This is a genomic window from Massilia eburnea (genome assembly GCF_050709955.1).
Lineage (GTDB): Bacteria > Pseudomonadota > Gammaproteobacteria > Burkholderiales > Burkholderiaceae_D > Rugamonas > Rugamonas eburnea_A.
The window spans coordinates 26,108-46,716 of sequence record NZ_JBNZFX010000020.1 but is presented as its reverse complement, the minus strand read 5'-3'; the positions used below and the strand labels follow the sequence as shown (position 1 = coordinate 46,716).

Below are 20,609 nucleotides of genomic sequence, written 5' to 3'. Positions count from 1 at the left end.
CCTACCAGAGATAGAACAAAGCAAAGATGAATACCCAGACAAGGTCGACAAAGTGCCAATACAGGCCGGTGATCTCGACGATGTCATAACCCTTTTTCTCGTAATGCCCGTTCAGGACCCGCCGCGCGATGATCGATAAATAGATCACGCCAGCTGACACGTGCAGCCCGTGGAAGCCGGTGATCATGAAGAAGCATGAGCCGAATTGCGCCGCACCCATTGGATTGCCCCACGGCCGCACGCCTTCGTGAATCAACTTGCTCCATTCGAAAGCCTGCATGCCGACGAACAGCAACCCAAAGCCCGCCGTAGCCAGCATCAAGATCGCCGCCATCTTGCGGTTGCGCTGGTAGCCGTAGTTGACCGCCATTGCCATCGTGCCGCTGCTGGTAATCAGCACGAAGGTCATGATCGCAATCAGGATCAGCGGGTAGTTGGTACCGGCGATCGTCAGTGAAAACACTTCGCTGGGATTGGGCCAGGCCGTGGTGGTGGCCATGCGCACCGACATATAGCCGGTGAGGAAAGTGCCGAAAATAAAGGTGTCGCTCAGCAGGAAGATCCACATCATCGCCTTACCCCACGGGACGCGAAACGCGACGCGGTCACCCGCCCAGTCGGAGACGAAGCCTTTCAAATCGTTGGTGCCGGTATCCATACCTCACCTCACTGGAATGCCTATCGTTGTGCAGAAGGCCCTGACAAACTCCGGCGTCACCAGATACAGCAAGGCGAACACCGCCAGCCAGAGGACAAACAGGAAATGCCAGTACTGCGCGCACAGGCCGATTGCCTCCCCTGCCCGGCGCAGCGCGAACGTGCCCGCCACCATGCCGCCCAACACGTGCAACGCATGCAGGCCGGTGATCAGGTAGAAGAAGCTGTTGGCGGGATTGCCCGCCACGCCATAGTCGGCGGCTGTCATCGCCTGCCATGCGTAGAGCTGGGACAGCACGAACATCGCCGACAACACCAGCGCGCCAATCGACGTGCTGCGCGCTGCTTCACGCCGGCCGGCTGCGACGTGGCGCCGCGCCAGCTCCCACGCCAGGCTGCACAGCACCAGCAAGCCGGTACTGCAATACAGTTGCCATGGCACGTAGGCGATCGGCCGCCAGTCTTCATACGCAGCGCGCATCATATAAGCGATGCCGAACAGGCCGAACAAGGTGGTGACCACCACCATGAAGATCCACAGGCCGATGCGGCGCGCATCGCCGGGCTGACCTTGAAAACCGCCGCCGCGCAGCGTAGCGTTGGCGCTCATTTCGGCACCTCCGCAGGATCATGCAGCGGGGCCGAGCGCGCCGGAGGATGCGAAGGCGGCGGCGCATGCGGGTCCGGCCCGTACTCTGGCCCGGCATTTTGCGGAATGTAATCGCCGCCAGGTCCGTCGACACCATATTCGTAAGCGCCGCGATGCACGGACGGCAGTTCAGGACCCCAGTTGCCATGCTCCGGTGGCGTGTGCGGCGTGAACCACTCCAGGCTGGCGGCGCGCCATGGATTGCCGCCAGCCACCGTGCCTTTGCGCGCGCTCCACGCCAGGTTCCACAGGAACAGCAGTTGCGCCACGCCGACGATCAGCGCCGCCACCGAGATAAAGGCATTCAGCGTATGCGCCGACTGCGGGATGAAGGTATAGTTCTCATAAGCGTAATAACGGCGCGGCATGCCGAGAATGCCAAGGTAATGCATCGGGAAGAAAATCGCGTAAGCGCCGATGAAGGTGATCCAGAAGTGCGCCTGCCCCAGCGTTTCGCTGTACATGCGGCCCGTCACTTTCGGGTACCAGTGATACAGGCCGCCGAACACCGCCAGCACCGGCGACACGCCCATCACCATGTGGAAGTGTGCGACCACGAAATAGGTATTCGACAGCGGGATATCGACACTGACGTTACCGAGGAACAGGCCAGTCAGCCCGCCGATCAGGAAAGTGCTGATAAAGCCCAGCGCAAACAGCATCGGCACCGTCATATGGATGTCGCCGCGCCACAGTGTCAGCGTCCAGTTATAGACTTTCAGCGCCGTCGGCACTGCAATGATCAGGGTGGTGGTGGCGAAGAAGAAGCCGAACCAGGGGTGCATGCCGCTGACGTACATATGGTGCGCCCACACCACGAAGCTCAACGCGCCGATGATCACGATCGCCCACACCATCATGCGGTAGCCGAAGATGCACTTGCGGGCATGTACGCTGATCAGGTCCGAGATCACGCCGAAAGCCGGCAGTGCAACGATGTACACTTCCGGGTGGCCGAAGAACCAGAACAGGTGCTGGAACAGCAGCGGACTGCCGCCTTTGTAATCGAGCTGCTGCCCCATCGAGACCAGGGCCGGCATGAAGAAGCTGGTGTGCAGCGTCTTATCGAACATCATCATTACTGCGCTGACGAACAGCGCCGGGAATGCCAGCAGCGCCAGGATGGTCGCCACGAAAATACCCCATACCGACAGCGGCATGCGCATCAGGGTCATGCCGCGCGTGCGCGCCTGCAGCACCGTCGTCACATAGTTCAAGCCGCCCATCGTTGCCGCAACAATGAAGATCGCCAGCGACACCAGCATCACGATGATGCCCCACTCCACGCCCGGCGTGCCGGGCAGGATCGCCTGCGGAGGATACAGCGTCCAGCCGGCGCCCGTGGGACCACCCGGCACGAAGAAGCTCGCGCACAGCACCACCACCGCCAACAGGTAGAACCAATAGGAGAGCATGTTCAGAAACGGGAACACCATGTCGCGCGCCCCGACCATCAGCGGAATCAGGTAATTCCCGAAGCCGCCGAGGAACAGCGCCGTCAGCAGGTACACCACCATGATCATGCCGTGCATGGTGATGAACTGGTAATAGCTGTTCGGGTCGATGAACTGGAATTTGCCGGGGAAGCCGAGCTGCAGCCGCATCAGGTCCGACAGGATCAGGCCGACGGTGCCGATGAACAGCGCCGTCAGCGTGTACTGGATCGCGATAACCTTGTGGTCCTGGCTCCAGACATATTTGGTCCAGAAGCTTTGCGGGGCATGATGGCCTTCATCGTCGTGGCCGTGCTCTTCACCATAAGACATGCGAGGTCTCCTCAGCGTACAGTCTTGATGTAGTCGATCATCGCCGCCATTTCCTCATCGCTTAGCGGATTGGGCGGCATGATGTTCGGGAAGCCCTTGACCACTTTGGCCTTGGGGTCGTTGATGGACTGCTTCAGGTAAGCCTCGTCCACTGCGATGGTGGCGCCGCCTTCCAGCGTTTCCTGCTTGCCAAACAGGCCTTTCCAGCTCGGGCCAACGCCCGGCGCACCGTCCACGCTATGGCAGGCCACGCAGCCTTTCGATTGCGCGATCAGCCTGCCCTGCTTGCCCGGTTCCGCCGGTCCGCCGACACCACCGACCGCGCCATGACCGCTGAAAGTCGGCTGCTTCGCCAGCCAGGCATCGTAGACGGCCTGCTCCTCGACCACCACCGCGCTGCGCATATTCGAGTGCCCCACCCCGCAAAGCTGGGCGCACAGCACTTCGAAGCGCCCGGCCTGGGTTGGCGTCAGCCAGAACTGGGTCACCAGCCCCGGCACCATATTCATGCGGGTGCGAAATTGCGGCACATAGAAATCGTGCAGCACGTCCTGTGCGCGCAGCAGCACTTTGACCGGCTGGTTGAGGGGAATGTGGATTTCGCTGCCGTCGACCAGCACATCATCCTGCCCGGCCGGGTCTTGTGGATCGATGCCGAAAGGGTTGGTGGCATTAATGAAGCGCACATCCGTCACGCCAAGCCTGCTGTCCTTGCCCGGCAAGCGGAAATGCCAGTCCCATTGCTTGCCCATCACCTCGAACACGCTGGCATTCGGCGGCGGGTCGATCAGCTTCGCATACACATGCAGGCCCGGCGCCAGCATCGCCACGATACCAAGCGAGGTGGCGCCGATCAGCCACCACTCCAGCTTGCGGTTATGCGACTCCGCCGCGGCACGATGCCCCTCGCGGTGGCGGAACTTGACCACGGCGTAAGCGACAAACAGGTGAATGATGATGAAGAGAGCGGCGCAGATCACGAGCGTGATCATCAGGGCATCGTCCATCGCCTGCCAGTTGGAGGCTATGGGAGTCAGCCACCATGGGCTGAGCCAGTGAAAAATAATCGCGCCAAGAACAATCAGAATAAGGGAGATTGCCAACGCCATAATGATAAGCCCGGTTAGTTATGGGAAAACTACACACGGCTACGCCCCGCTCGATGGCGGGGCGCACTTGCTAAGGCTTATTCACTCGCGTTTTTCTGGCCTCTCCAACATGCGGTAGAACATTGCACAGCAGGCGCCAAAGATGACGTGGGCGCCAAAAGTGGCCCACCCTCGCAACTCGGCAAACCAGGTGAAGGCGCCGGACATGCCGTAGAAATTCAGCACATACAGCAGCACGCCGAAGGCTGCGCCGACCAGGGTCACCAGGCCCAGGCTCGAATCGAGCTGGAATGGTGCGATGATGGCCGCCAGCATCATGGCGAAAGTAATACCGAGGATATAGTGGACTGCCAGCGCTGCGATCACGACTGTCAGGTCGTAGCCGGAAGTTTGCAGCACCTCCCAGCCCATGACCATCGCCGCTACCATCCGGGTTGTCAGCCATCGGTCACCGCCTTGCACGGTGGCCCACATCAACTCCATCAACATCAGGATACCGCCGGCTCCGAAACCGGCGATGGCTGCGGCCGTCCAGTCAGCCTGGCGCGCCACCCAGCGATGCGATTGCAACACGCGAAGTTCCATGAGTTCCTCCTGTGCAGGGTCCGTAACTCATATTAGTACGCAAACCACGAAGATGCAAAGGAGTTAAGCTTGCACGTTTTTTAGGCAGGCTTAAATGGAAGTAAGAAGAATTGTGGCGTCCCCACGGGGATTCGAACCCCGGTACTCACCGTGAAAGGGTGATGTCCTAGGCCTCTAGACGATGGGGACCTGTTGGACTATTGCTACGTTGTGCCTTGTTGGTGGAGGTAAGCGGGATCGAACCGCTGACCTCTTGCATGCCATGCAAGCGCTCTCCCAGCTGAGCTATACCCCCCTGGGCACAACATAATGCGAAAAGCTGGCGTCCCCACGGGGATTCGAACCCCGGTACTCACCGTGAAAGGGTGATGTCCTAGGCCTCTAGACGATGGGGACCATATGGACTTTCCGTTACTACTCAATCTCTGCCGCGTTGGTGGAGGTAAGCGGGATCGAACCGCTGACCTCTTGCATGCCATGCAAGCGCTCTCCCAGCTGAGCTATACCCCCATGCTGGCACAGATTGTTACTGCTCTTGGCGTCCCCACGGGGATTCGAACCCCGGTACTCACCGTGAAAGGGTGATGTCCTAGGCCTCTAGACGATGGGGACCCTGGACTAACTTTTACTGCTTTTCCTTCGCAAAACTGGTGGAGGTAAGCGGGATCGAACCGCTGACCTCTTGCATGCCATGCAAGCGCTCTCCCAGCTGAGCTATACCCCCGTTTTGCAAGGAGACAGAAGTATAGCAGCCCTTTTTTAAAATGCAAATGCCAAATTGCAAGATTGTCGAAAATATTTACGCAAACTTGGCCAGGCGGGCTGCCACGGTGTCGCGTCCGAACAATTGCAGCACGGCATCGATCGCCGGAGTCTGCAGTTGGCCGGCCACCATCAGGCGCAGCGGCATGGCCAGCTGAGGCATCTTCAGGCCGTGCGCGGCCAGCACTTCCTTGATCATGGCGGCGATGGCTTCCTTGGTCCACTCGACGGTCGCGATACGCGCGGCGAAGTCGGCCACGGCTGGCTTGACGGCATCGGTGTAATGCTGGGTCATCAGTGCGGCATCCGGGTTTGGCGCGCGGTAGAACAGCATTGCCGCTTCAGCCAGTTCGTTGATGGTATTGGTGCGGTCTTTCAACAGCGCCAGCACCAAGGGCAGCTCAGGCGCACCTTCCAGGCTGCCGCCTTCGGCCAGCAGCTTGGGCGTGACCAGTTCCGCCAGGCGGGTATTGTCGGACTGCTTGATCCAGTGGTTGTTGACCCATGCCAGTTTGTCGTAGTTGAACTGGGCCGGCGAAGCGGTCAGGCTCTCCAGGTTGAACCACTGGCAGAACTGCTCCATCGAGAACAGCTCGTCGTCGCCGTGCGACCAGCCCAGGCGGGCCAGGTAGTTCAGCATGGCTTCCGGCAGGTAACCCTGGGCCGGGTATTCCATCACGCTCACGGCGCCGTGGCGCTTGGACAGCTTGGCGCCGTCGGAACCCAGGATCATCGGCAGGTGGCCGTATTGCGGCAGCTCGGCGCCGATCGCGCGCAGGATGTTGATCTGGCGCGGGGTGTTGTTCACGTGGTCGTCGCCGCGCAGCACGTGGGTGATCTTCATGTCCCAGTCATCGACTGCCACGCAGAAGTTGTAGGTCGGGGTGCCGTCAGGACGGGCGATGACCAGGTCATCCAGTTCCTTGTTGGCGATGGTGATGGTGCCCTTGACCACGTCGTTCCAGGTCACGTCGCCATCCAGCGGGTTCTTGAAGCGCACCACAGGCTTGCGGTCGGCCGGAATGGCCGGCAGGGTCTTGCCCTCTTCCGGACGCCAGGTACCGTCGTAGCGCGGCTTTTCGCCGGCTTCGGTGGCCTTGTCGCGCATGGCCTGCACCTCTTCCGGCGACGAATAGCAATGGTAGGCGGTGCCCTCGTTCAGCATTTGCGCCACCACTTCGCGGTAGCGGTCCATGCGCTGCATCTGGTAGAACGGGCCTTCGTCGTGGTCCAGGCCCAGCCATTTCATGCCGTCCAGGATAGCTTGCACGGCTTCCGGGGTCGAACGCTCCAGGTCGGTATCCTCGATACGCAGCACGAAGGTACCGCCGAAGTGGCGGGCGAAGGCCCAGGAATACAGCGCAGTGCGCGCGCCGCCGACGTGCAGGAAACCAGTCGGGCTCGGAGCGAAACGGGTACGGACTTGAGTCATTTCGAATTGAATGCAGAAAATGTAAAGGCGCTATTCTACCGGAATGAAAGTCGGGGTCAGCTCCGGCTTCTCGAGGAGCTTTGCGCTTCGCGCAGAGCAAAATGTCCGATTGCCGGAGCTGACCCCGACTTTTTACTTAACAGTGACGGTGATGGATTTCGACAGGCCGGGGCCGTAGCTTTGGTGGGCGCCGTTGGCAAACTGCATGGTCAGTTTGTAGTTGCCTGGCGGCAGGGTGACGTCGGTTTCGGTCTGGCCTTTGCCGAAGTGCAGGTGCTTTTCGTCGAAGGGAATCGATTCGCCGACTTTCATGCTGTCGCCGTTGATGATCAGGTGGTGGTGGCCGGTATTGCTGTCCATGCTGCCGGCTGGCTTCACTTCCATCCCGGTGACGGCGAATTTGACCTTGAACGGGCTGCTGACTACTGCGCCATTCTTGGGCTCGGTGAAGTCCACCGTTTGCGCTGCCGCAGCGCCGGCAACCAGGGCCATTGCGAGTGCCGCCAGAATCTTCTGCATGTCTGTCTCCTTATCTTAGAGGGGGTCCTGCGTACTTGACGATCAAGCCTTTCGGCCCGACTGCCCATCCAGCACCGGTGGCGGAAAAACCAACGGCATTCAGTTTCGTTTCCTTCTCGATAATTGTCCAGCTTTTGCCGCCGTCCCGGGTGTAACCGGAACCGGCCAGGCCGACGGCGACGAAGCTGTTGCGCGTCCCTGGAATGGGCGCCACGGCCGACATGAAACCCGTCGGCAGGATCTGCGCCGGCGACCAGACCGCGCCGCCGTCGCTGCTGAGCGCGCCGTTCAGGGTGCCCAGCGCGGGTTCTTTATAATCGCCGCCAGCAATCAGCCCATGTCCGCTGCCGGCAAAGCCTACCGAGAAAGCGCCCTTGCTTGCCGCTGCAGCCGGAATCGGCAGCGTGGCCGGCTGCCAGCTCTGTCCGCGGTTGGCCGAGCGGAACACCCGCGCCTGCGCGGCGCCGCCCGTGACGAACCAGGCATTGCCGTCCGCACCGACGCTCAGGCAGGTGCCGCTGGCGGCAAACGCGCCCTCTTGCGGCAACGCTGCCAGGCCTTGCGGATCATTCGCGGGCTGCCAGCTTTCGCCGCCGTCCGTCGTCAACAGGATCTGGAAGGCGCCGCGCACCGGGTCACCGAAAACCATGCCGTTGCGCGCGTCCCAGAACGCCATGGCATCCCAGAACCCTTCCGCATCCTGATTCACCACCAGCAGCTGCCAGGTGGCACCGCCATCCCGCGTGCGGTACATGCGCGATGCGGCGCCGGGGCCGGCACCCATCACGATTGCGGTTTGGGCGTCAAACGCTTCGACGTCGCGGAAGTCGAAAGCTTCCGCGCCAGGGACCGCCAGCAAGGTCCAATGTTCTCCATCGACGGTACGCAGCACCGTGCCTTTGGCGCCGCTGGCCCAGGCCACCTTGTCGCTCAGCACGGACAGGCCGCGCAATTCGGCCGTCGCCGCGTGCTGCTGCGGCGCCCACGCCGCCACGCGCGCTGGCACGGCCGATTCGGCAACCGGAGGCAGCGTCGAGCAGCCTGCCAAGGCTGCCAGGCCGGCCAGTGCGGCAATTGCCGCGCGTGGGAGCGCGCTTCGCATCAGTCGTGCTTGATAACGATGCTAGGGAACTTGCTGCTCAAATCCTTGGCCTTCTCGGCCACCTTCACTGCCACCTTGCGTGCGATCGCCTTGTAGATCGCCGCTTCGGCGCCATCCGGCTCGGCGACAACGGTCGGCTTGCCGGAGTCGGCCTGCTCGCGGATCGCCAGCTTCAGCGGCAGCGCACCGAGGAAGTCGACGCCAAAGTCGGCGCACATTTTCTCGCCGCCGCCATGGCCGAAGATTTCTTCAACATGACCGCAGTTCGAGCAGATATGGGTGCTCATGTTCTCCACCACACCCAGGATCGGGATGCCGACTTTTTCGAACATCTTCAGGCCCTTGCGTGCATCGAGCAGCGCGATGTCCTGCGGCGTGGTCACGATCACGGCGCCGGTCACCGGCACTTTCTGCGACAGTGTCAGCTGGATGTCGCCGGTACCAGGCGGCATGTCGACAATCAGGTAATCCAGGTCGCGCCAGTTGGTCTGCTCCAGCAGTTGCTGCAAGGCCTGGGTCACCATCGGGCCACGCCACACCATCGGTTCGTCCGGGTCGATCAGGAAGCCGATCGAGGAAACCTGGATGCCATGGCCTTCCATCGGGTCCATGGTCTTGCCGTCGGACGTGGTCGGACGACCGGAAACGCCCAGCATCATCGGCTGCGACGGGCCGTAAATGTCGGCATCCAGCACGCCGACCGAGGCGCCTTCGGCAGCCAGCGCCAGCGCCAGGTTGACGGCGGTGGTGGACTTGCCGACGCCGCCCTTGCCGGAAGCGACGGCAATGATATTCTTCACGTTCGGCATCAGCTTCAAGCCGCGCTGCACGCTGTGCGAAATGATTTTGCTGGCCACGTTCAGGTTGACCTTTGCGCCCAGCGGCTGCAAGGCAGCCAGCACGTTGGCGCGGATCGACTCGATTTGCGACTTGGCCGGATAACCCAGCTCGATATCCAGGCTGATTTCCCCGCCTTCCACCTTCAGGTTGCGGACCGACTTGGAGGAGACAAAGTCCTTATTACTATTAGGGTCAATTACTTTGGACAGTGCTGATTTGACGTCATCTACAGTGATACTCATGCAATTCTCCATTGGTGATGGCGCAGTCTAGCGCATCCACTGGTAAAATGCTCTTTTTATCCACCTTACAAGCGCATCAATTATGACTCGCAAGCTGTTCGTCACCACTGCCCTGCCATACGCAAACGCTGCCTTCCACATCGGCCACATGATGGAGTACATCCAGGCCGACATCTGGGTCCGTTTTCAGCGAATGCAGGCCGAAGGCGACGGTTTGCGCGAGGTGCATTTCGTGGGCGCCGATGACACCCACGGCACCCCGATCATGATCGCCGCTGAAAAGGAAGGCATCACCCCGCAGGAATTCGTGGCCAAGATCGCCGCCGGCCGCCCGCAGTACCTGGACGGCTTCCATATCGCCTTCGACAACTGGTACTCCACCGATTCGCCTGAAAACGTGGAACTGTCCCAGGGTATCTACCGCAAGCTGCGCGACGCCGGCCTGATCCAGACCAAGACCGTTGACCGCTTCTTCGACCCGGTCAAGGGCATGTTCCTGGCCGACCGCAACATCAAAGGCGAGTGCCCGAAGTGTCACGCCAAGGACCAATACGGCGACAACTGCGAAGTGTGCGGCGCGGCTTACCAGCCGACCGAGCTGATTAACCCGTTCTCGGTCTTCACCAACGCCACCCCGATCCTGAAGCCTTCGGAACAGTACTTCTTCAAGCTGTCCGACCCGCGCTGCTTCGAGTTCCTGCGCGGCTGGCTGAACACCCCGGGCCGTTTGCAGCCGGAGATGGTGAACAAGGTTTCCGAGTGGCTCGGCGAAGCCGGCGAAAAGCTGGCGGACTGGGATATCTCGCGTGACGCGCCCTACTTCGGCATCCCGATCCCGGATGCACCAAACAAATATTTCTACGTCTGGCTGGACGCTCCGGTCGGCTACCTGGCTTCGCTGAAGAACTACTGCGGCAAGAAGGGCCTCGACTACGACGCGCTGCTGGCCGATCCGGGCACGGAGCAGATCCACTTCATCGGCAAGGATATCGTGTCCTTCCACCTGCTGTTCTGGCCTGCCATGCTGGAATTCGCCAAGCACCCGACCATCGACCGCATGAAGGTTGCCGTGCACGGCCACCTGACCGTGAACAACGAAAAAATGTCCAAGTCGCGCGGCACCGGCATTTCGCCGCTGCGCTACCTGAACCTGGGCATGAATCCGGAGTGGCTGCGCTACTACCTGGCCTACAAGCTGAATTCCCGCGTCGAAGACCTGGACTTCACCGGCGACGACTTCGTGGCGCGTGTGAACTCGGACCTGATCGGCAAGTTCGTCAACATCGCTTCGCGTTGCGCGGGCTTCATCGCCAAGAAGTTCGACGGCAAGCTGGCCTCCGAACTGTCCGCCTCTTCGCAGGAATGGATCAAGAAGGCCCTGGTGGCCGAAGACGGTTCCGAGCGCCAGGCTTCCATCGCCGCCAACTTCGAAGCGCGCGAATTCGGCAAGGCCCTGCGTGAAATCATGGAAATCGCCGACGTGGCCAACCGCTTCGTCGACGAGAACAAGCCATGGATCCTGGCCAAGGACGAAACCAAGGTCGCCGAGCTGCACGACGTCTGCACCGCTGCCCTGATCCTGTTCCGCCAGTTGACCGTCCTGCTGTCGCCGGTATTGCCTGGCGTGGCCACCAATGTGCGTGCCTTCCTGAACGATGCCGCCTACAGCTGGGCCGATACCTCGGTCGCATCCGGCGCCGCATGGCAACCGATGCTGGGCCGTACGATCGGCGCCTACAGCCACCTGATGACCCGTGTCGATGCCAAGATGATCGAAGACCTGTTCGATGCACCTGCTCAGCAAACCGCATCCGCTCCGGCGCCAGCCGCCGCTGTCGAAGCAGCGCCAGCGCTTGAGGCTCCAGCCGCCGGCGACATCGAAGAACTGGCGCCTGAAATCTCGATCGACGACTTCTCCAAGATCGACCTGCGCATCGCCAGGATCGTCAACTGCGAACACGTGGAAGGTGCCGGCAAACTGCTGCGCCTGACGCTGGACGTAGGCGAAGGCCGCTACCGCAACGTCTTCTCCGGCATCAAATCGATGTACCAGCCAGAAGACCTGGTCGGCAAGCTGACCGTGATGGTCGCCAACCTGGCGCCGCGCAAAATGAAGTTCGGCGTGTCCGAAGGCATGGTGCTGGCGGCGTCCGCCAAGGATGAGAAAGCCAATCCAGGCATCTATGTGCTGAATCCGTGGCCTGGCGCCGAGCCAGGCATGCGTGTCCGTTAAGCATGGACATAATCGTTCGCGAAGCGACTGCTGAAGATGCGCCCCTGATCGCCGAGCTCACACGCAAAGCGTGGGCCGGCAAGGTCAGCGTCACCTCCAGCGGACACCGTGAAACCGCCGTCTACGTCGCCGACCACTTGCGCGACGGCGGCGGTTTTATTTTGCTCGACGGCGAAACCCCGATCGGTTCCGTGCGCTGGCTGCCGCTCGACGCGGAACCCGACGTGTGGGAAATCCTGCGCATGGGTGTCGTGGCCGGTTACCGCGGCACCAACATCTCGCAGCACCTGCTGGAAGCCGTGATCCATCACGCCCTGGCCGCCGGCATCGAAGAACTGCGCCTCGCCGTGCGCAGCGACCAGCCGAAGCTGATCGACTTCTACACCGCCTACGAATTCACGCTCGCCGAAGAGCTCGAGTACTCCCACGCCAATCCGCTCGAGCCAGCCCCGCTGGTCATGCGGCGCCATCTCCGGCATTAGCGGGTGCAGACGCATGTACGACTTGCGTCGAATTCACCCTCCGCGTTTGCCCGCAACCTTCTTGGCAGGCCTTCTGGCTTCATCAACGCTGGTCCATGCCGCAAGGCTGAATAACGTAAATGGGAAATAGAATAGCAACAGCAGCTTCAGCTGCTCTTCGCGCGAAATGGGCGCATCCGGCCGCGTCGTGAAAATGGCTGGATTATCGGCCTGATAGGTTACCGTCAAATGGGCAACATCACTGAGGGATGCAGGGCAATGGCGCAGCATCGCGACGCCCTGATATTCCACACCAGCCACACTAAACGTGTAATGCGCCTTGCCAGACCTGCCTGAACATTCAATGCGTATCGAGGTCGGTGCGATAGTCCGGCCATTCGCTTCCACGCGGACCGCCTCTTGCCGCACAGGTTCATAGGCGAAATATCCAAGCCAGGCAATCGCAGCTGGGAGCGTGACCCGCAAAATCAAACCAATCGGCAGGAAGCACAAGATCGTCCCGCCAACGACCATTAATACGGCACAAAGAAAACCATTCATGCCGAAATTATAAACGGGGGGCGCGCATCGCCCTCGGCAAAAAAGTCCGCCGCCGGCAGGCGCGCCAACATTTGGCGTGTTCAGGCCGCTATTTGGCTTGCCGCTGCAATCGGTTTAGGGGGCTTGGGCGGCGGCTTCTGGCAGCCAGTCAGGGCGATGGCGGCCGCAAGGGCAGCAAGGACGAGGATACGCATGGCAACCTCCGGCAAAGATCTGAAATTATCAGATTCAACGCCGGGCCGTCGCACGGCCCGAGGAGATAATAATTCCGCCGACGATCAGGATAAATGCGATCGCGTGATAGATTTTCGGCGCATCGCCGAGAATGAAGGAAGAGAGCAGCGCGGTAAATAAGGGCGTTAAATTCACGAAGAAAGACGCTACCGCCGGCCCGGCCTGTTGAACCCCAGCCCCCCAACAACGGAATGCAATAATAGCCGGCCCAACCGCGACATAAGCCAATGCGGCAATCAACGGCCAGCTCCAGTTAATCGACGCGGAGGATAACGCCGCCTCGCCCGCAGCAAATAAGCCCGACCAGACTGCGCCAAATGCCACCTGCGCCAACAGGAAACTCGCCCAATCGCTGCGAATATCAGCCGGGGCGGTGGTGCGGGTTAATAGCCAGCTATATAAAGACCAGGCGATCGTCGCCAGGATCATGAATATATCGCCGGCCACCAGGCGCAATTCCATCAGATGCGACCATTCGCCGCGTGCCAATACCAGGAGTACGCCGGCAATCGACAAGACCGCCCCGGCAACCTGGCGCCGCGACACGCCGGCGCCAAAGAAAAGCCAGCCGGTCAACATCATCCACACCGGCATGCCGGACGCCACCAGCGTCACATTGATCGGGGTGGAGCTTTGCAGGGCAAGGTACTGCAGCGCGTTATACAGCCCGATGCCGAGCAAGCCCAGCAGCGTAAAGCGCTGCCAGTTTGCCCAAAGCCCGCTGTCGCGCCGGAAAATCGGCCCTGCAAATGGCAGCAACAGGACGAACGCAATCGCCCAGCGCAGGAAGTTCAGCATGATCGGCGGCACATCGTGCGCCACCATGCGCCCCACGATCGCGTTCCCCGCCCAAAGCAGTGGCGGAATGGTCAGAAGTATTGCTGTGCGGGCTTTCATGGTGCCCGCAAGGATACGCTATTTCTGAACTAACCGCGCTTGGCCTTCTGCTTCGCCCCACCGCCCGCGCCTTCGCTGCTGCCGGCCTTGGTGCGCGAGGCTTCGTTCTTGGTGTTGCGTTTGGCAGTGTCCTTGTTGCCGGTATGGTCGGACTCGACGGTCTGCACGGATTGACGGTTCTGATTGCTGAGTTGTTTGTTCTGAGCCATGGCGGCCTCCTTTGGCGGAATCGAACCATCACTGTGGGCCGCACACCAATGCCGGTCTGTGCGCTGGCAAACGGGCGTGGCGGCACGCCCACGGCTAGGGAAGTTTTCCTTGTCGCCGAACTGGGCAGCAGTGACAATGGGGGCGCAGTACGAGGCCTAAACAACAATATTAAGAAGGTATCCATGAAACGACTGCTCCCAGCCCTCACCCTCCTCCTTCCCGTCGCCGCTTCGGCGCAAACCCAGGTCAATGTGTATGGCGTGGTCGACGCCTTCGCCGGCCGCACCGCCACTGCCAGCGCGCCGCAGGCCGTGACCGCAGTCAACAGCGGCGGCATGATCACCTCCTACTACGGCTTTTCCGGCACGGAAGCACTGGGCGGCGGCTTGAAGGCCCAATTCCAGATCGAAGGCTTCTTCCGCGGCGATACCGGCGAGGCGGGACGCTTCCCGGGCGAGGCCATGTTTGCCCGCAATGCCAACGTCGGCCTGGCCGGCGGATTCGGCATGGTGCGCATGGGGCGCATCGCCAACCCCTTGTTTGTGGCGGCCGGCCAGATCAACCCATTCGGCCCTTCAACCCGTTTTTCGCCGCTGATCAACCAGATTTACACGGCTGCCGGCGGCAATGCGACACTGGGCGATACTGGCTGGAGCAACTCGATACAGTACGCCTCGAACCCGGTGCACGACACGACTTTCGTCGCCCAATACTCGCTGGGCGAACAGCCCGGTGCGCACAACAACAACTGGGCGGCAGTCGCCAAATATGCCGGAAAGGAGCTGGCCGTGACGCTGGGCGGCGTGAACGTGCGCTTTGGCCCCGGCCTGGGCGCGGCCGTGCCGGAGCAGCGCAGTTACCTTGCCGCCGCGTCCTACGACTTCAAGGCCATCAAATTGTTCGCCTCCTATTCCGACCACCAGGCCAAGCTCAGCGACCGCGACGCCCACTCGGTGCACGCCGGTTTCACGGTGCCGACCCATGGCGGGGCAGGACGCTGGATGGTGGCCTGGTCGCGCCTGACCGAGAAGGCCAAGGTGGTGCCGGAATTCCATCGCGACACCGGCGCCGCTGGCTATGACTACAACCTTTCGCCGCGCACGGACGTGTACGCGGTGCTGATGTACGACAAGATTAGCAACGCTAGCAAGGGAAATACCTACGTCGCTGGCATTCGGCATCGTTTCTGACGAGAAAAGACGGTAAAATGTCCCGTTGCTGAACCCAGTTATTTTCACGATATGAAATTCCTCAAGCAGAATCACAAATACGAGTCCGACCATTCCTTGTTCATCAAGGACCTGAAAGCCAAGAACGCGGAAATCGAAGCTGGCCAGCAAGCCGGCCGCGCCATCCTGTGGGACAAGCCTTCGACATCGCTGGACGACCAGGCCCGTGACAAGGCTTCGGCAGTCAAGCAACAGGCTTACGTGTACCAGAACAAGGTATAAGAGCCCGGGACGGCACACAGCATGTCGCCAAAAGACGCGGTGGACGAACAAGCCGAACAGGCTGAACTCGCTGTCGCCGCGGATTTGCCGCCTGATGCAGGCGGGCCAAGCAGCGGCGCGCAAGATGCGCCACCCGATGCGAGCGCCCCGGCGGAAGCCGAAGGCGCCGCTTTTGCACGCCTGTATGGCGAGCCGGTGCTCAAGCTGCCGAACGACCTGTATATCCCGCCCGACGCGCTGGAAGTCATCCTCGAAGCGTTCGAGGGCCCGCTGGACTTGCTGCTGTACCTGATCCGCAAGCAGAACTTCAATATCCTCGACATCCCGATGGCCCAGGTAACGCTGCAATACCTGAGTTATGTCGAAGAGATCCGCAAGACCAACCTGGAGCTGGCGGCAGAATACCTGCTGATGGCGGCCATGCTGATCGAGATCAAGTCGCGCCTGCTGCTGCCGCAGCGCCAGCACGACCTCGACGTGGAAGCGGAAGACCCGCGCGCGGAACTGGTGCGCCGCCTGCTCGAATATGAGCAGATCAAGCTGGCCGCCTATGACCTGAACACCCTGCCGCAGGTCGGCCGCGACTTCGTGCGCACCCAGGTCTTCATCGAACAAAGCCTGGTGCCGACCTGGCCGGAAGTTGAAGTGGTGGACCTGCAGGATGCCTGGCGCATGCTGATGAAGCGTGCCACGCTGAAACAGCACCACAAGATCACCCGTGAGGAGCTGTCGGTGCGCGAGCACATGACCTCCATCCTGCGCAAGCTGCAATCGAGCCGCTTCATCGAATTCACCGAGTTGTTCAACCCGGAATCGCCGCCGCCGGTGGTGGTGGTGAACTTTGTCGCGATGCTGGAGCTGGCCAAGGAAACCCTGATTGAAATTACCCAGGCGGAGCCATTCGCACCGATTTACGTGCGTCTTGCGTATTCGCCTGCCTGACTAAAAACTATGAAAATCATCTCCAATATCGAAGAACTGCGCGACCAGCTCAGTGGCCAGTTGCGTACTGCATTCGTCCCGACCATGGGCAACCTGCACGAGGGTCACCTGTCGCTGATGCGCCTGGCCCGCAAGCACGGCGACCCGGTGGTGGCTTCCATTTTCGTGAATCGCCTGCAGTTCGGCCCGAATGAGGATTTCGACAAATACCCGCGCACCTTCCAGGCTGACGTGGAGAAGCTGGAGAAGGAAGGCGTCTACGTGCTGTTCGCGCCGACCGAAAAGGATATGTACCCGGAGCCGCAGGAATACCGCGTGCAGCCGCCTGACGGCCTGGGCAATACGCTGGAAGGCGAGTTCCGCCCCGGCTTCTTCGGCGGCGTGTGCACCGTGGTGACCAAGCTGTTCTCCTGCGTGCAGCCGAAGGTGGCCGTGTTCGGCAAGAAGGATTACCAGCAGCTGATGATCGTGCGCAATATGGCGCGCCAGCTTGGCATGCCGACCGAAATCGTCGCCGCCGAAACCTATCGCGCCGACGATGGCCTGGCCCTGTCTTCGCGCAATATGTACCTGTCGGCCGAAGAACGCGCCGAAGCGCCGGCGCTGTACCGCGCACTGAACCAGGTGGCCGATGAGGTGCGCGGCGGCCATCTCGACGTGTTCCAGCTGGAGCATAAGGCAATGCAAGAGCTGGCCAGCCGCGGCTGGAAGCCTGACTACATCTCGATCCGCAAGCGCAACGACCTGCAGCCGCCCAACGCAGGCGACCTGGCGCAAGGTGAAAAACTGGTGGTGCTGGCCGCCGCCAAACTCGGCACCACCCGCCTGATCGACAACCTCGAAATCTGAGCGGCCGCACTCCTCAGCGCAGAGCCTCGGCGACCTGGTCGCCGAATTCCATCCCATGCAATTGCGAAGCCAGCTGGATGGTGCGCATTGCACAGATTTCGACCGCCGGCGAGCCCGGCTGTTGCAGGCAATGCCCCTGGTGCAGCAAAGCAAACTCTTCCGCCTGGGCGTTGGTGCCATGCGCGGAAGCCAGTGCCGCAACCAGCGCAATGCCAATCGCGATTTGTACCTTGAGCGACAACGTCCAGCGGTAACGAATGAAGAACATGGCGCCTCCTGAAAGCGAGCGTGTTCATGATGCTACCCAGACAATATTTCCGCTTAATGACTCCAACCGTTGATTTGGCGCAACTATCCAAGTGAACTTCAACCGGCTTTATCAGAAAATTCCCACAATCCCTTTCTTTATTGTAGGATGCTCCACTTGTGAATTTTCACTTGCAGACTGAGGGATAACAGCATGGAATTCGGGTTGGGCGCTAGCGCCATTACCACGGCTGACAGCGCCCACGACCGTGGCAGCAGCGCGTCCCTTTTTGCAAAGCTATTTTGCCTGGCAATCCTGATCCTTGCCACTGGTGTCGAATCGAAGCGCTGGATCAGCGCACGCCACGCTAGTTCGGCCATGCTGGTTACCCCGGCCCAACCCGGCAAGGTCAGCTTCACTCCCCGCAGCGCCACGCTGCTGCCGAAGCCACCCAACGCTCCTTCCGCCCACTCCAGCGCCATGACACCGCTGCCTGGCGGCAGCATGGCTGCATTCTGGTGGGCTGGCAGCCGGGAAAGCGGTCCGGACGTGAAAGTCTATGCCTCGCACTGGAAAGACGGTAAATGGGCCCAGCCTTGGGAAGTGGCCAGCCGCGACGCCCTGTCGGCCGCTTTGGGCTATGGCGTGCGGCGTGTCGGCAACCCGGTCGCCTGGGCGTCCACCGAAGGGCGCATCAACCTGTTCGTGGTGGCAACCGGCCTTGGCGGTTGGGCCGCCTCGCGCGTGGTCCAGATGGTATCCGATGACCTGGGCAAGAGTTTCACGGTCAAGCGCGTGCTGCCGATGTCGCCCCTGTTCAATACCAGCACGCTGGTGCGCACCACCCCCGGTCGGCCTCGCCGATGGCGGCTGGCTGCTCCCTGCCTATTTCGAGATGGGCATCAAATACCCGCTGATGCTGGCCTTCGACCAGAACGGCGACCCGCGCTGGATTTCGCGCATCGGCAGCCGCATTTCAACGCTGCAGCCAGCCATCGTCCCGTTCTCCGCCTCCGAGGTACATGCCTGGATGCGCGATTCGAGCAGCGAACAGCGGGTGCAGCATGCACGCAGCAGCGATGGCGGCGTCAACTGGGATGACCTGCCTGCGCTTCCGCTGCCGAACCAGAGCACGTCCCTCAGCGCGCTACGCCTCAGCAATGGCAGTATCGCCATGCTGCATAACCACGTGCTGCCGGGCGGCTCGGACCGCAACGTGCTGCGCCTGTCGACCACCAGCGATGGCCGCAACTGGACAACCGTGACCGACATCGCCCACGGCAGCGCCGGCGAGGAATTTTCCTACCCCGACTTGCACCAGGTCGGCGATGAGCTGCACATCACCTACACCTCGCGCCGCGAAGCGATCGCCCATCATGTGATCGAACTCGATTTCAACGGGGGGGCGGAATGATCCTGCCCGAGCTGCTCCTGCAAAGCACGTACGGCAAGGTGGCCTGGGGCATCGTGCTGGCAACCCTGGTGGTCAGCCTGCTTCCCGCCGCCCGCCAGCTGTCGCGGCGCGCTACCGCCCAGCTGCTGGGCGTGATGACCGTGCTGACGCTGCTGCCCGGACAATTCTCGCCGGCCTACTGGATTGCCCTGGCGCTCCAGTGGCCAAGCGGTTTGCTGGTCGGCCTTTGCCTGGTGCGCCTGGCCCGCCCCTGGTGGCCGGCCCCCGCCAATCGCGGCCTGTCGGTTGCCCTGGCCGGCGCGATCGCGCTGTTTGGCGCCGTCCTCTATTTAGATGCGCTGGGCTTGCTCTCGCTCGGGCTATACTTCTGGGGCTTCGGCCCGCGTGGCGCGCCGCTGTTTGCGCTGGCTGCCATGGCGCTGTGCGTGGCCTGGATCATCCAGGGCCGCTCGCGCCCGCAAGCCTTTGCCGTGCTGGGCGCCCTCACCCTGTTTACCTTGTTGCGCCTGCCCACCGGGAACCTGTGGGATGCCCTGCTCGATCCAATGCTCTGGATCTGGGCCGTAGTGACGCTCGCGATTCGCGCCTGGCGCAAACGGCAACGCAATCTTGTAACGAACAAAATCAATCAAGGAGTAGGTTCGTGTTAAATCGTAAATGGTATTCGCATCCGGTGCTGTTGACCGGAATCGCCATCAATCTATTCGTACTAATCCTGGCAGTGTCGGTGAAGGGGTCGCCCGAACAACTGATGCGCGTGCTGACCGAGGACGGCATCGTCGAGTGGATGCAGTTCCTGTGCTTTGCCATGACTGCAGGCCTGCTGGTGTTTGCCGCTATCGAACGCTGGAAGCGCAACGGCTTCGACCTGGCCACGCTCGGCATGCTTGGCCTGGGCCTGCTGGTCGCCGCGGCGGCGATGGAAGAGATCAGCTGGTTCCAGCGCATCCTGCACGTACAGTCTTCCGAATTCTTCCAGCAGAATAACCGCCAGGGCGAAACCAACCTGCATAACCTGGCCATCGGCAAGGGCGGCAGCATCCACAAGACCATCATGCTGAAGATGATCCTGCTGGCCGGCCTGACCCACAACGTGATCCTGCCGCTGCTGGCGCGTAGCCGCCCTGCCGTGCGCAACTTCGTCGAAAAATTCGGTGTGTACCTGCCGCCGCTGCCGGTTTCCCTGGCCTACCTGGTGCTGGTGGCGCTGTCGCACGTGCTGATCGAGCATCCGCGCAAAGGCGAACTGGGCGAACTGTTCGGCGCCGTGCACTATATGTCCACCATCTTTGCCGCCTACTTCCTCGGCTTTGGCTACAGCCAGCCTGCGCTCTTCCAGCAGACGGCGGAAGCACGCCTGGTGGATAAACTGTTCAGCTGCCTGATGGTTTTCCTGCTGCTGACCGCGTGGCTGCTGAGCGCCGGCGCCGGCGCCATGATGGGTTAA

Annotated in this window: 23 protein-coding genes, 6 tRNA genes and 1 pseudogene; 10 read left to right on the top strand and 20 right to left on the bottom strand. The window is 61.3% G+C overall.

The genetic code is table 11. From position 1 onward, the window contains the following. Window position 1: 1 nt before the first annotated feature. The 15 genes from ACQ4MM_RS11195 to apbC form a co-directional block, all read right to left on the bottom strand. The gene (locus tag ACQ4MM_RS11195) at window positions 2–658 is read right to left on the bottom strand and encodes a heme-copper oxidase subunit III family protein (protein ID WP_431477434.1); all 657 of its coding nucleotides are present in this window, start codon (window positions 656–658) and stop codon (window positions 2–4) included. A gap of 3 nt (window positions 659–661) precedes the next feature. Then, a complete protein-coding gene (locus tag ACQ4MM_RS11190) occupies window positions 662–1,267 on the bottom strand; it encodes a cytochrome c oxidase subunit 3 (protein WP_431477433.1) in 606 nt (201 codons plus the stop codon). Continuing rightward, entirely contained in the window at window positions 1,264–3,072 is a 1,809-nt protein-coding gene (ctaD, locus tag ACQ4MM_RS11185; RefSeq protein WP_431477432.1) for a cytochrome c oxidase subunit I, read from the bottom strand. The genes ACQ4MM_RS11190 and ctaD overlap by 4 nt, the downstream gene beginning before the upstream one ends. Window positions 3,073–3,083: 11 nt before the next feature. Next, window positions 3,084–4,181 carry a cytochrome c oxidase subunit II gene (locus ACQ4MM_RS11180; RefSeq protein WP_431477431.1) on the bottom strand — a complete coding sequence of 366 codons (1,098 nt, stop codon included), beginning with the start codon at window positions 4,179–4,181 and terminating at the stop codon, window positions 3,084–3,086. 81 nt (window positions 4,182–4,262) lie between these two features. After that, window positions 4,263–4,766 carry a hypothetical protein gene (locus ACQ4MM_RS11175; RefSeq protein WP_431477430.1) on the bottom strand — a complete coding sequence of 168 codons (504 nt, stop codon included), beginning with the start codon at window positions 4,764–4,766 and terminating at the stop codon, window positions 4,263–4,265. Between the two features lie 113 nt (window positions 4,767–4,879). Beyond that, window positions 4,880–4,955: transfer RNA gene (locus ACQ4MM_RS11170), tRNA-Glu, on the bottom strand. Between the two features lie 30 nt (window positions 4,956–4,985). Further along, a tRNA-Ala gene (locus tag ACQ4MM_RS11165) sits at window positions 4,986–5,061 on the bottom strand. A 25-nt stretch (window positions 5,062–5,086) separates the two neighbouring features. Continuing rightward, a tRNA-Glu gene (locus tag ACQ4MM_RS11160) sits at window positions 5,087–5,162 on the bottom strand. A gap of 38 nt (window positions 5,163–5,200) precedes the next feature. Then, a tRNA-Ala gene (locus ACQ4MM_RS11155) sits at window positions 5,201–5,276 on the bottom strand. Window positions 5,277–5,302: 26 nt separating this feature from the next. Continuing rightward, window positions 5,303–5,378, bottom strand: a tRNA-Glu gene (locus ACQ4MM_RS11150). Between the two features lie 36 nt (window positions 5,379–5,414). Then, window positions 5,415–5,490 (bottom strand) — tRNA-Ala (locus ACQ4MM_RS11145). 75 nt (window positions 5,491–5,565) lie between these two features. Next, the gene (gltX, locus tag ACQ4MM_RS11140) at window positions 5,566–6,960 is read right to left on the bottom strand and encodes a glutamate--tRNA ligase (RefSeq protein ID WP_431477429.1); all 1,395 of its coding nucleotides are present in this window, start codon (window positions 6,958–6,960) and stop codon (window positions 5,566–5,568) included. 132 nt (window positions 6,961–7,092) lie between these two features. Further along, entirely contained in the window at window positions 7,093–7,479 is a 387-nt protein-coding gene (locus ACQ4MM_RS11135) for a DUF4399 domain-containing protein (RefSeq protein ID WP_431477428.1), read from the bottom strand. A gap of 10 nt (window positions 7,480–7,489) precedes the next feature. After that, window positions 7,490–8,581 carry a WD40/YVTN/BNR-like repeat-containing protein gene (locus tag ACQ4MM_RS11130; RefSeq protein WP_431477427.1) on the bottom strand — a complete coding sequence of 364 codons (1,092 nt, stop codon included), beginning with the start codon at window positions 8,579–8,581 and terminating at the stop codon, window positions 7,490–7,492. Further along, on the bottom strand, window positions 8,581–9,663 hold the full coding sequence (gene apbC / locus ACQ4MM_RS11125; protein WP_431477426.1) for an iron-sulfur cluster carrier protein ApbC: 1,083 nt from the start codon (window positions 9,661–9,663) through the stop codon (window positions 8,581–8,583). The genes ACQ4MM_RS11130 and apbC overlap by 1 nt, the downstream gene beginning before the upstream one ends. 82 nt (window positions 9,664–9,745) lie before the next feature. Here apbC and metG point away from each other — a divergent pair, with 82 nt between their 5' ends. Further along, window positions 9,746–11,896 carry a methionine--tRNA ligase gene (metG, locus tag ACQ4MM_RS11120; protein ID WP_431477425.1) on the top strand — a complete coding sequence of 717 codons (2,151 nt, stop codon included), beginning with the start codon at window positions 9,746–9,748 and terminating at the stop codon, window positions 11,894–11,896. 2 nt (window positions 11,897–11,898) lie between these two features. Further along, window positions 11,899–12,378, top strand: coding sequence for a GNAT family N-acetyltransferase (locus ACQ4MM_RS11115; RefSeq protein WP_431477424.1), 480 nt, complete (start codon window positions 11,899–11,901; stop codon window positions 12,376–12,378). Between the two features lie 33 nt (window positions 12,379–12,411). Here ACQ4MM_RS11115 and ACQ4MM_RS11110 read toward each other — a convergent pair whose 3' ends face one another. The 3 genes from ACQ4MM_RS11110 to ACQ4MM_RS11100 all read right to left on the bottom strand — a co-directional run bounded on the left by ACQ4MM_RS11110 (window position 12,412) and on the right by ACQ4MM_RS11100 (window position 14,258). Then, the gene (locus ACQ4MM_RS11110; RefSeq protein WP_431477423.1) at window positions 12,412–12,918 is read right to left on the bottom strand and encodes a hypothetical protein; all 507 of its coding nucleotides are present in this window, start codon (window positions 12,916–12,918) and stop codon (window positions 12,412–12,414) included. A 228-nt stretch (window positions 12,919–13,146) separates the two neighbouring features. After that, a complete protein-coding gene (locus ACQ4MM_RS11105; RefSeq protein ID WP_431477422.1) occupies window positions 13,147–14,049 on the bottom strand; it encodes a DMT family transporter in 903 nt (300 codons plus the stop codon). A gap of 29 nt (window positions 14,050–14,078) precedes the next feature. Next, window positions 14,079–14,258 (bottom strand): hypothetical protein, encoded by a 180-nt coding sequence (locus tag ACQ4MM_RS11100; protein WP_431477421.1) that lies wholly within the window; start codon window positions 14,256–14,258, stop codon window positions 14,079–14,081. Window positions 14,259–14,441: 183 nt separating this feature from the next. On the opposite strand from ACQ4MM_RS11100, the gene ACQ4MM_RS11095 reads away from it, so the two are divergent. The 4 genes from ACQ4MM_RS11095 to panC are packed head-to-tail and all read left to right on the top strand — an operon-like array spanning window position 14,442 to window position 17,501. Then, complete coding sequence (locus tag ACQ4MM_RS11095; protein WP_431477420.1) at window positions 14,442–15,449, top strand: porin; 1,008 nt, start codon at window positions 14,442–14,444, stop codon at window positions 15,447–15,449. Window positions 15,450–15,500: 51 nt separating this feature from the next. Then, window positions 15,501–15,710 carry a DUF3460 family protein gene (locus ACQ4MM_RS11090; RefSeq protein ID WP_431477419.1) on the top strand — a complete coding sequence of 70 codons (210 nt, stop codon included), beginning with the start codon at window positions 15,501–15,503 and terminating at the stop codon, window positions 15,708–15,710. A gap of 21 nt (window positions 15,711–15,731) precedes the next feature. Beyond that, the gene (locus ACQ4MM_RS11085; protein ID WP_431477418.1) at window positions 15,732–16,652 is read left to right on the top strand and encodes a segregation and condensation protein A; all 921 of its coding nucleotides are present in this window, start codon (window positions 15,732–15,734) and stop codon (window positions 16,650–16,652) included. Between the two features lie 9 nt (window positions 16,653–16,661). Next, entirely contained in the window at window positions 16,662–17,501 is an 840-nt protein-coding gene (gene panC / locus ACQ4MM_RS11080) for a pantoate--beta-alanine ligase (protein ID WP_431477417.1), read from the top strand. Between the two features lie 13 nt (window positions 17,502–17,514). On the opposite strand, the gene ACQ4MM_RS11075 is transcribed toward panC, so the two are convergent. Then, window positions 17,515–17,769: a hypothetical protein gene (locus ACQ4MM_RS11075; protein ID WP_431477416.1), complete on the bottom strand. Its 255-nt coding sequence runs from the start codon at window positions 17,767–17,769 to the stop codon at window positions 17,515–17,517. A 137-nt stretch (window positions 17,770–17,906) separates the two neighbouring features. Beyond that, window positions 17,907–18,254, bottom strand: coding sequence for a hypothetical protein (locus ACQ4MM_RS11070; RefSeq protein ID WP_431477480.1), 348 nt, complete (start codon window positions 18,252–18,254; stop codon window positions 17,907–17,909). Here ACQ4MM_RS11070 and ACQ4MM_RS11065 point away from each other — a divergent pair. The 4 genes and pseudogenes from ACQ4MM_RS11065 to ACQ4MM_RS11050 all read left to right on the top strand — a co-directional run. Further along, a pseudogene (locus ACQ4MM_RS11065) lies at window positions 18,229–18,573 on the top strand (exo-alpha-sialidase); the annotation flags it as partial. The gene ACQ4MM_RS11070 and the pseudogene ACQ4MM_RS11065 sit on opposite strands and share 26 nt — an antisense overlap. A gap of 70 nt (window positions 18,574–18,643) precedes the next feature. Beyond that, window positions 18,644–19,162: an exo-alpha-sialidase gene (locus ACQ4MM_RS11060; protein WP_431477415.1), complete on the top strand. Its 519-nt coding sequence runs from the start codon at window positions 18,644–18,646 to the stop codon at window positions 19,160–19,162. Beyond that, window positions 19,159–19,812 (top strand): hypothetical protein, encoded by a 654-nt coding sequence (locus tag ACQ4MM_RS11055; protein ID WP_431477414.1) that lies wholly within the window; start codon window positions 19,159–19,161, stop codon window positions 19,810–19,812. Before ACQ4MM_RS11060 ends, ACQ4MM_RS11055 begins: the two co-directional genes overlap by 4 nt. After that, complete coding sequence (locus ACQ4MM_RS11050) at window positions 19,806–20,609, top strand: hypothetical protein (RefSeq protein WP_431477413.1); 804 nt, start codon at window positions 19,806–19,808, stop codon at window positions 20,607–20,609. The genes ACQ4MM_RS11055 and ACQ4MM_RS11050 overlap by 7 nt, the downstream gene beginning before the upstream one ends.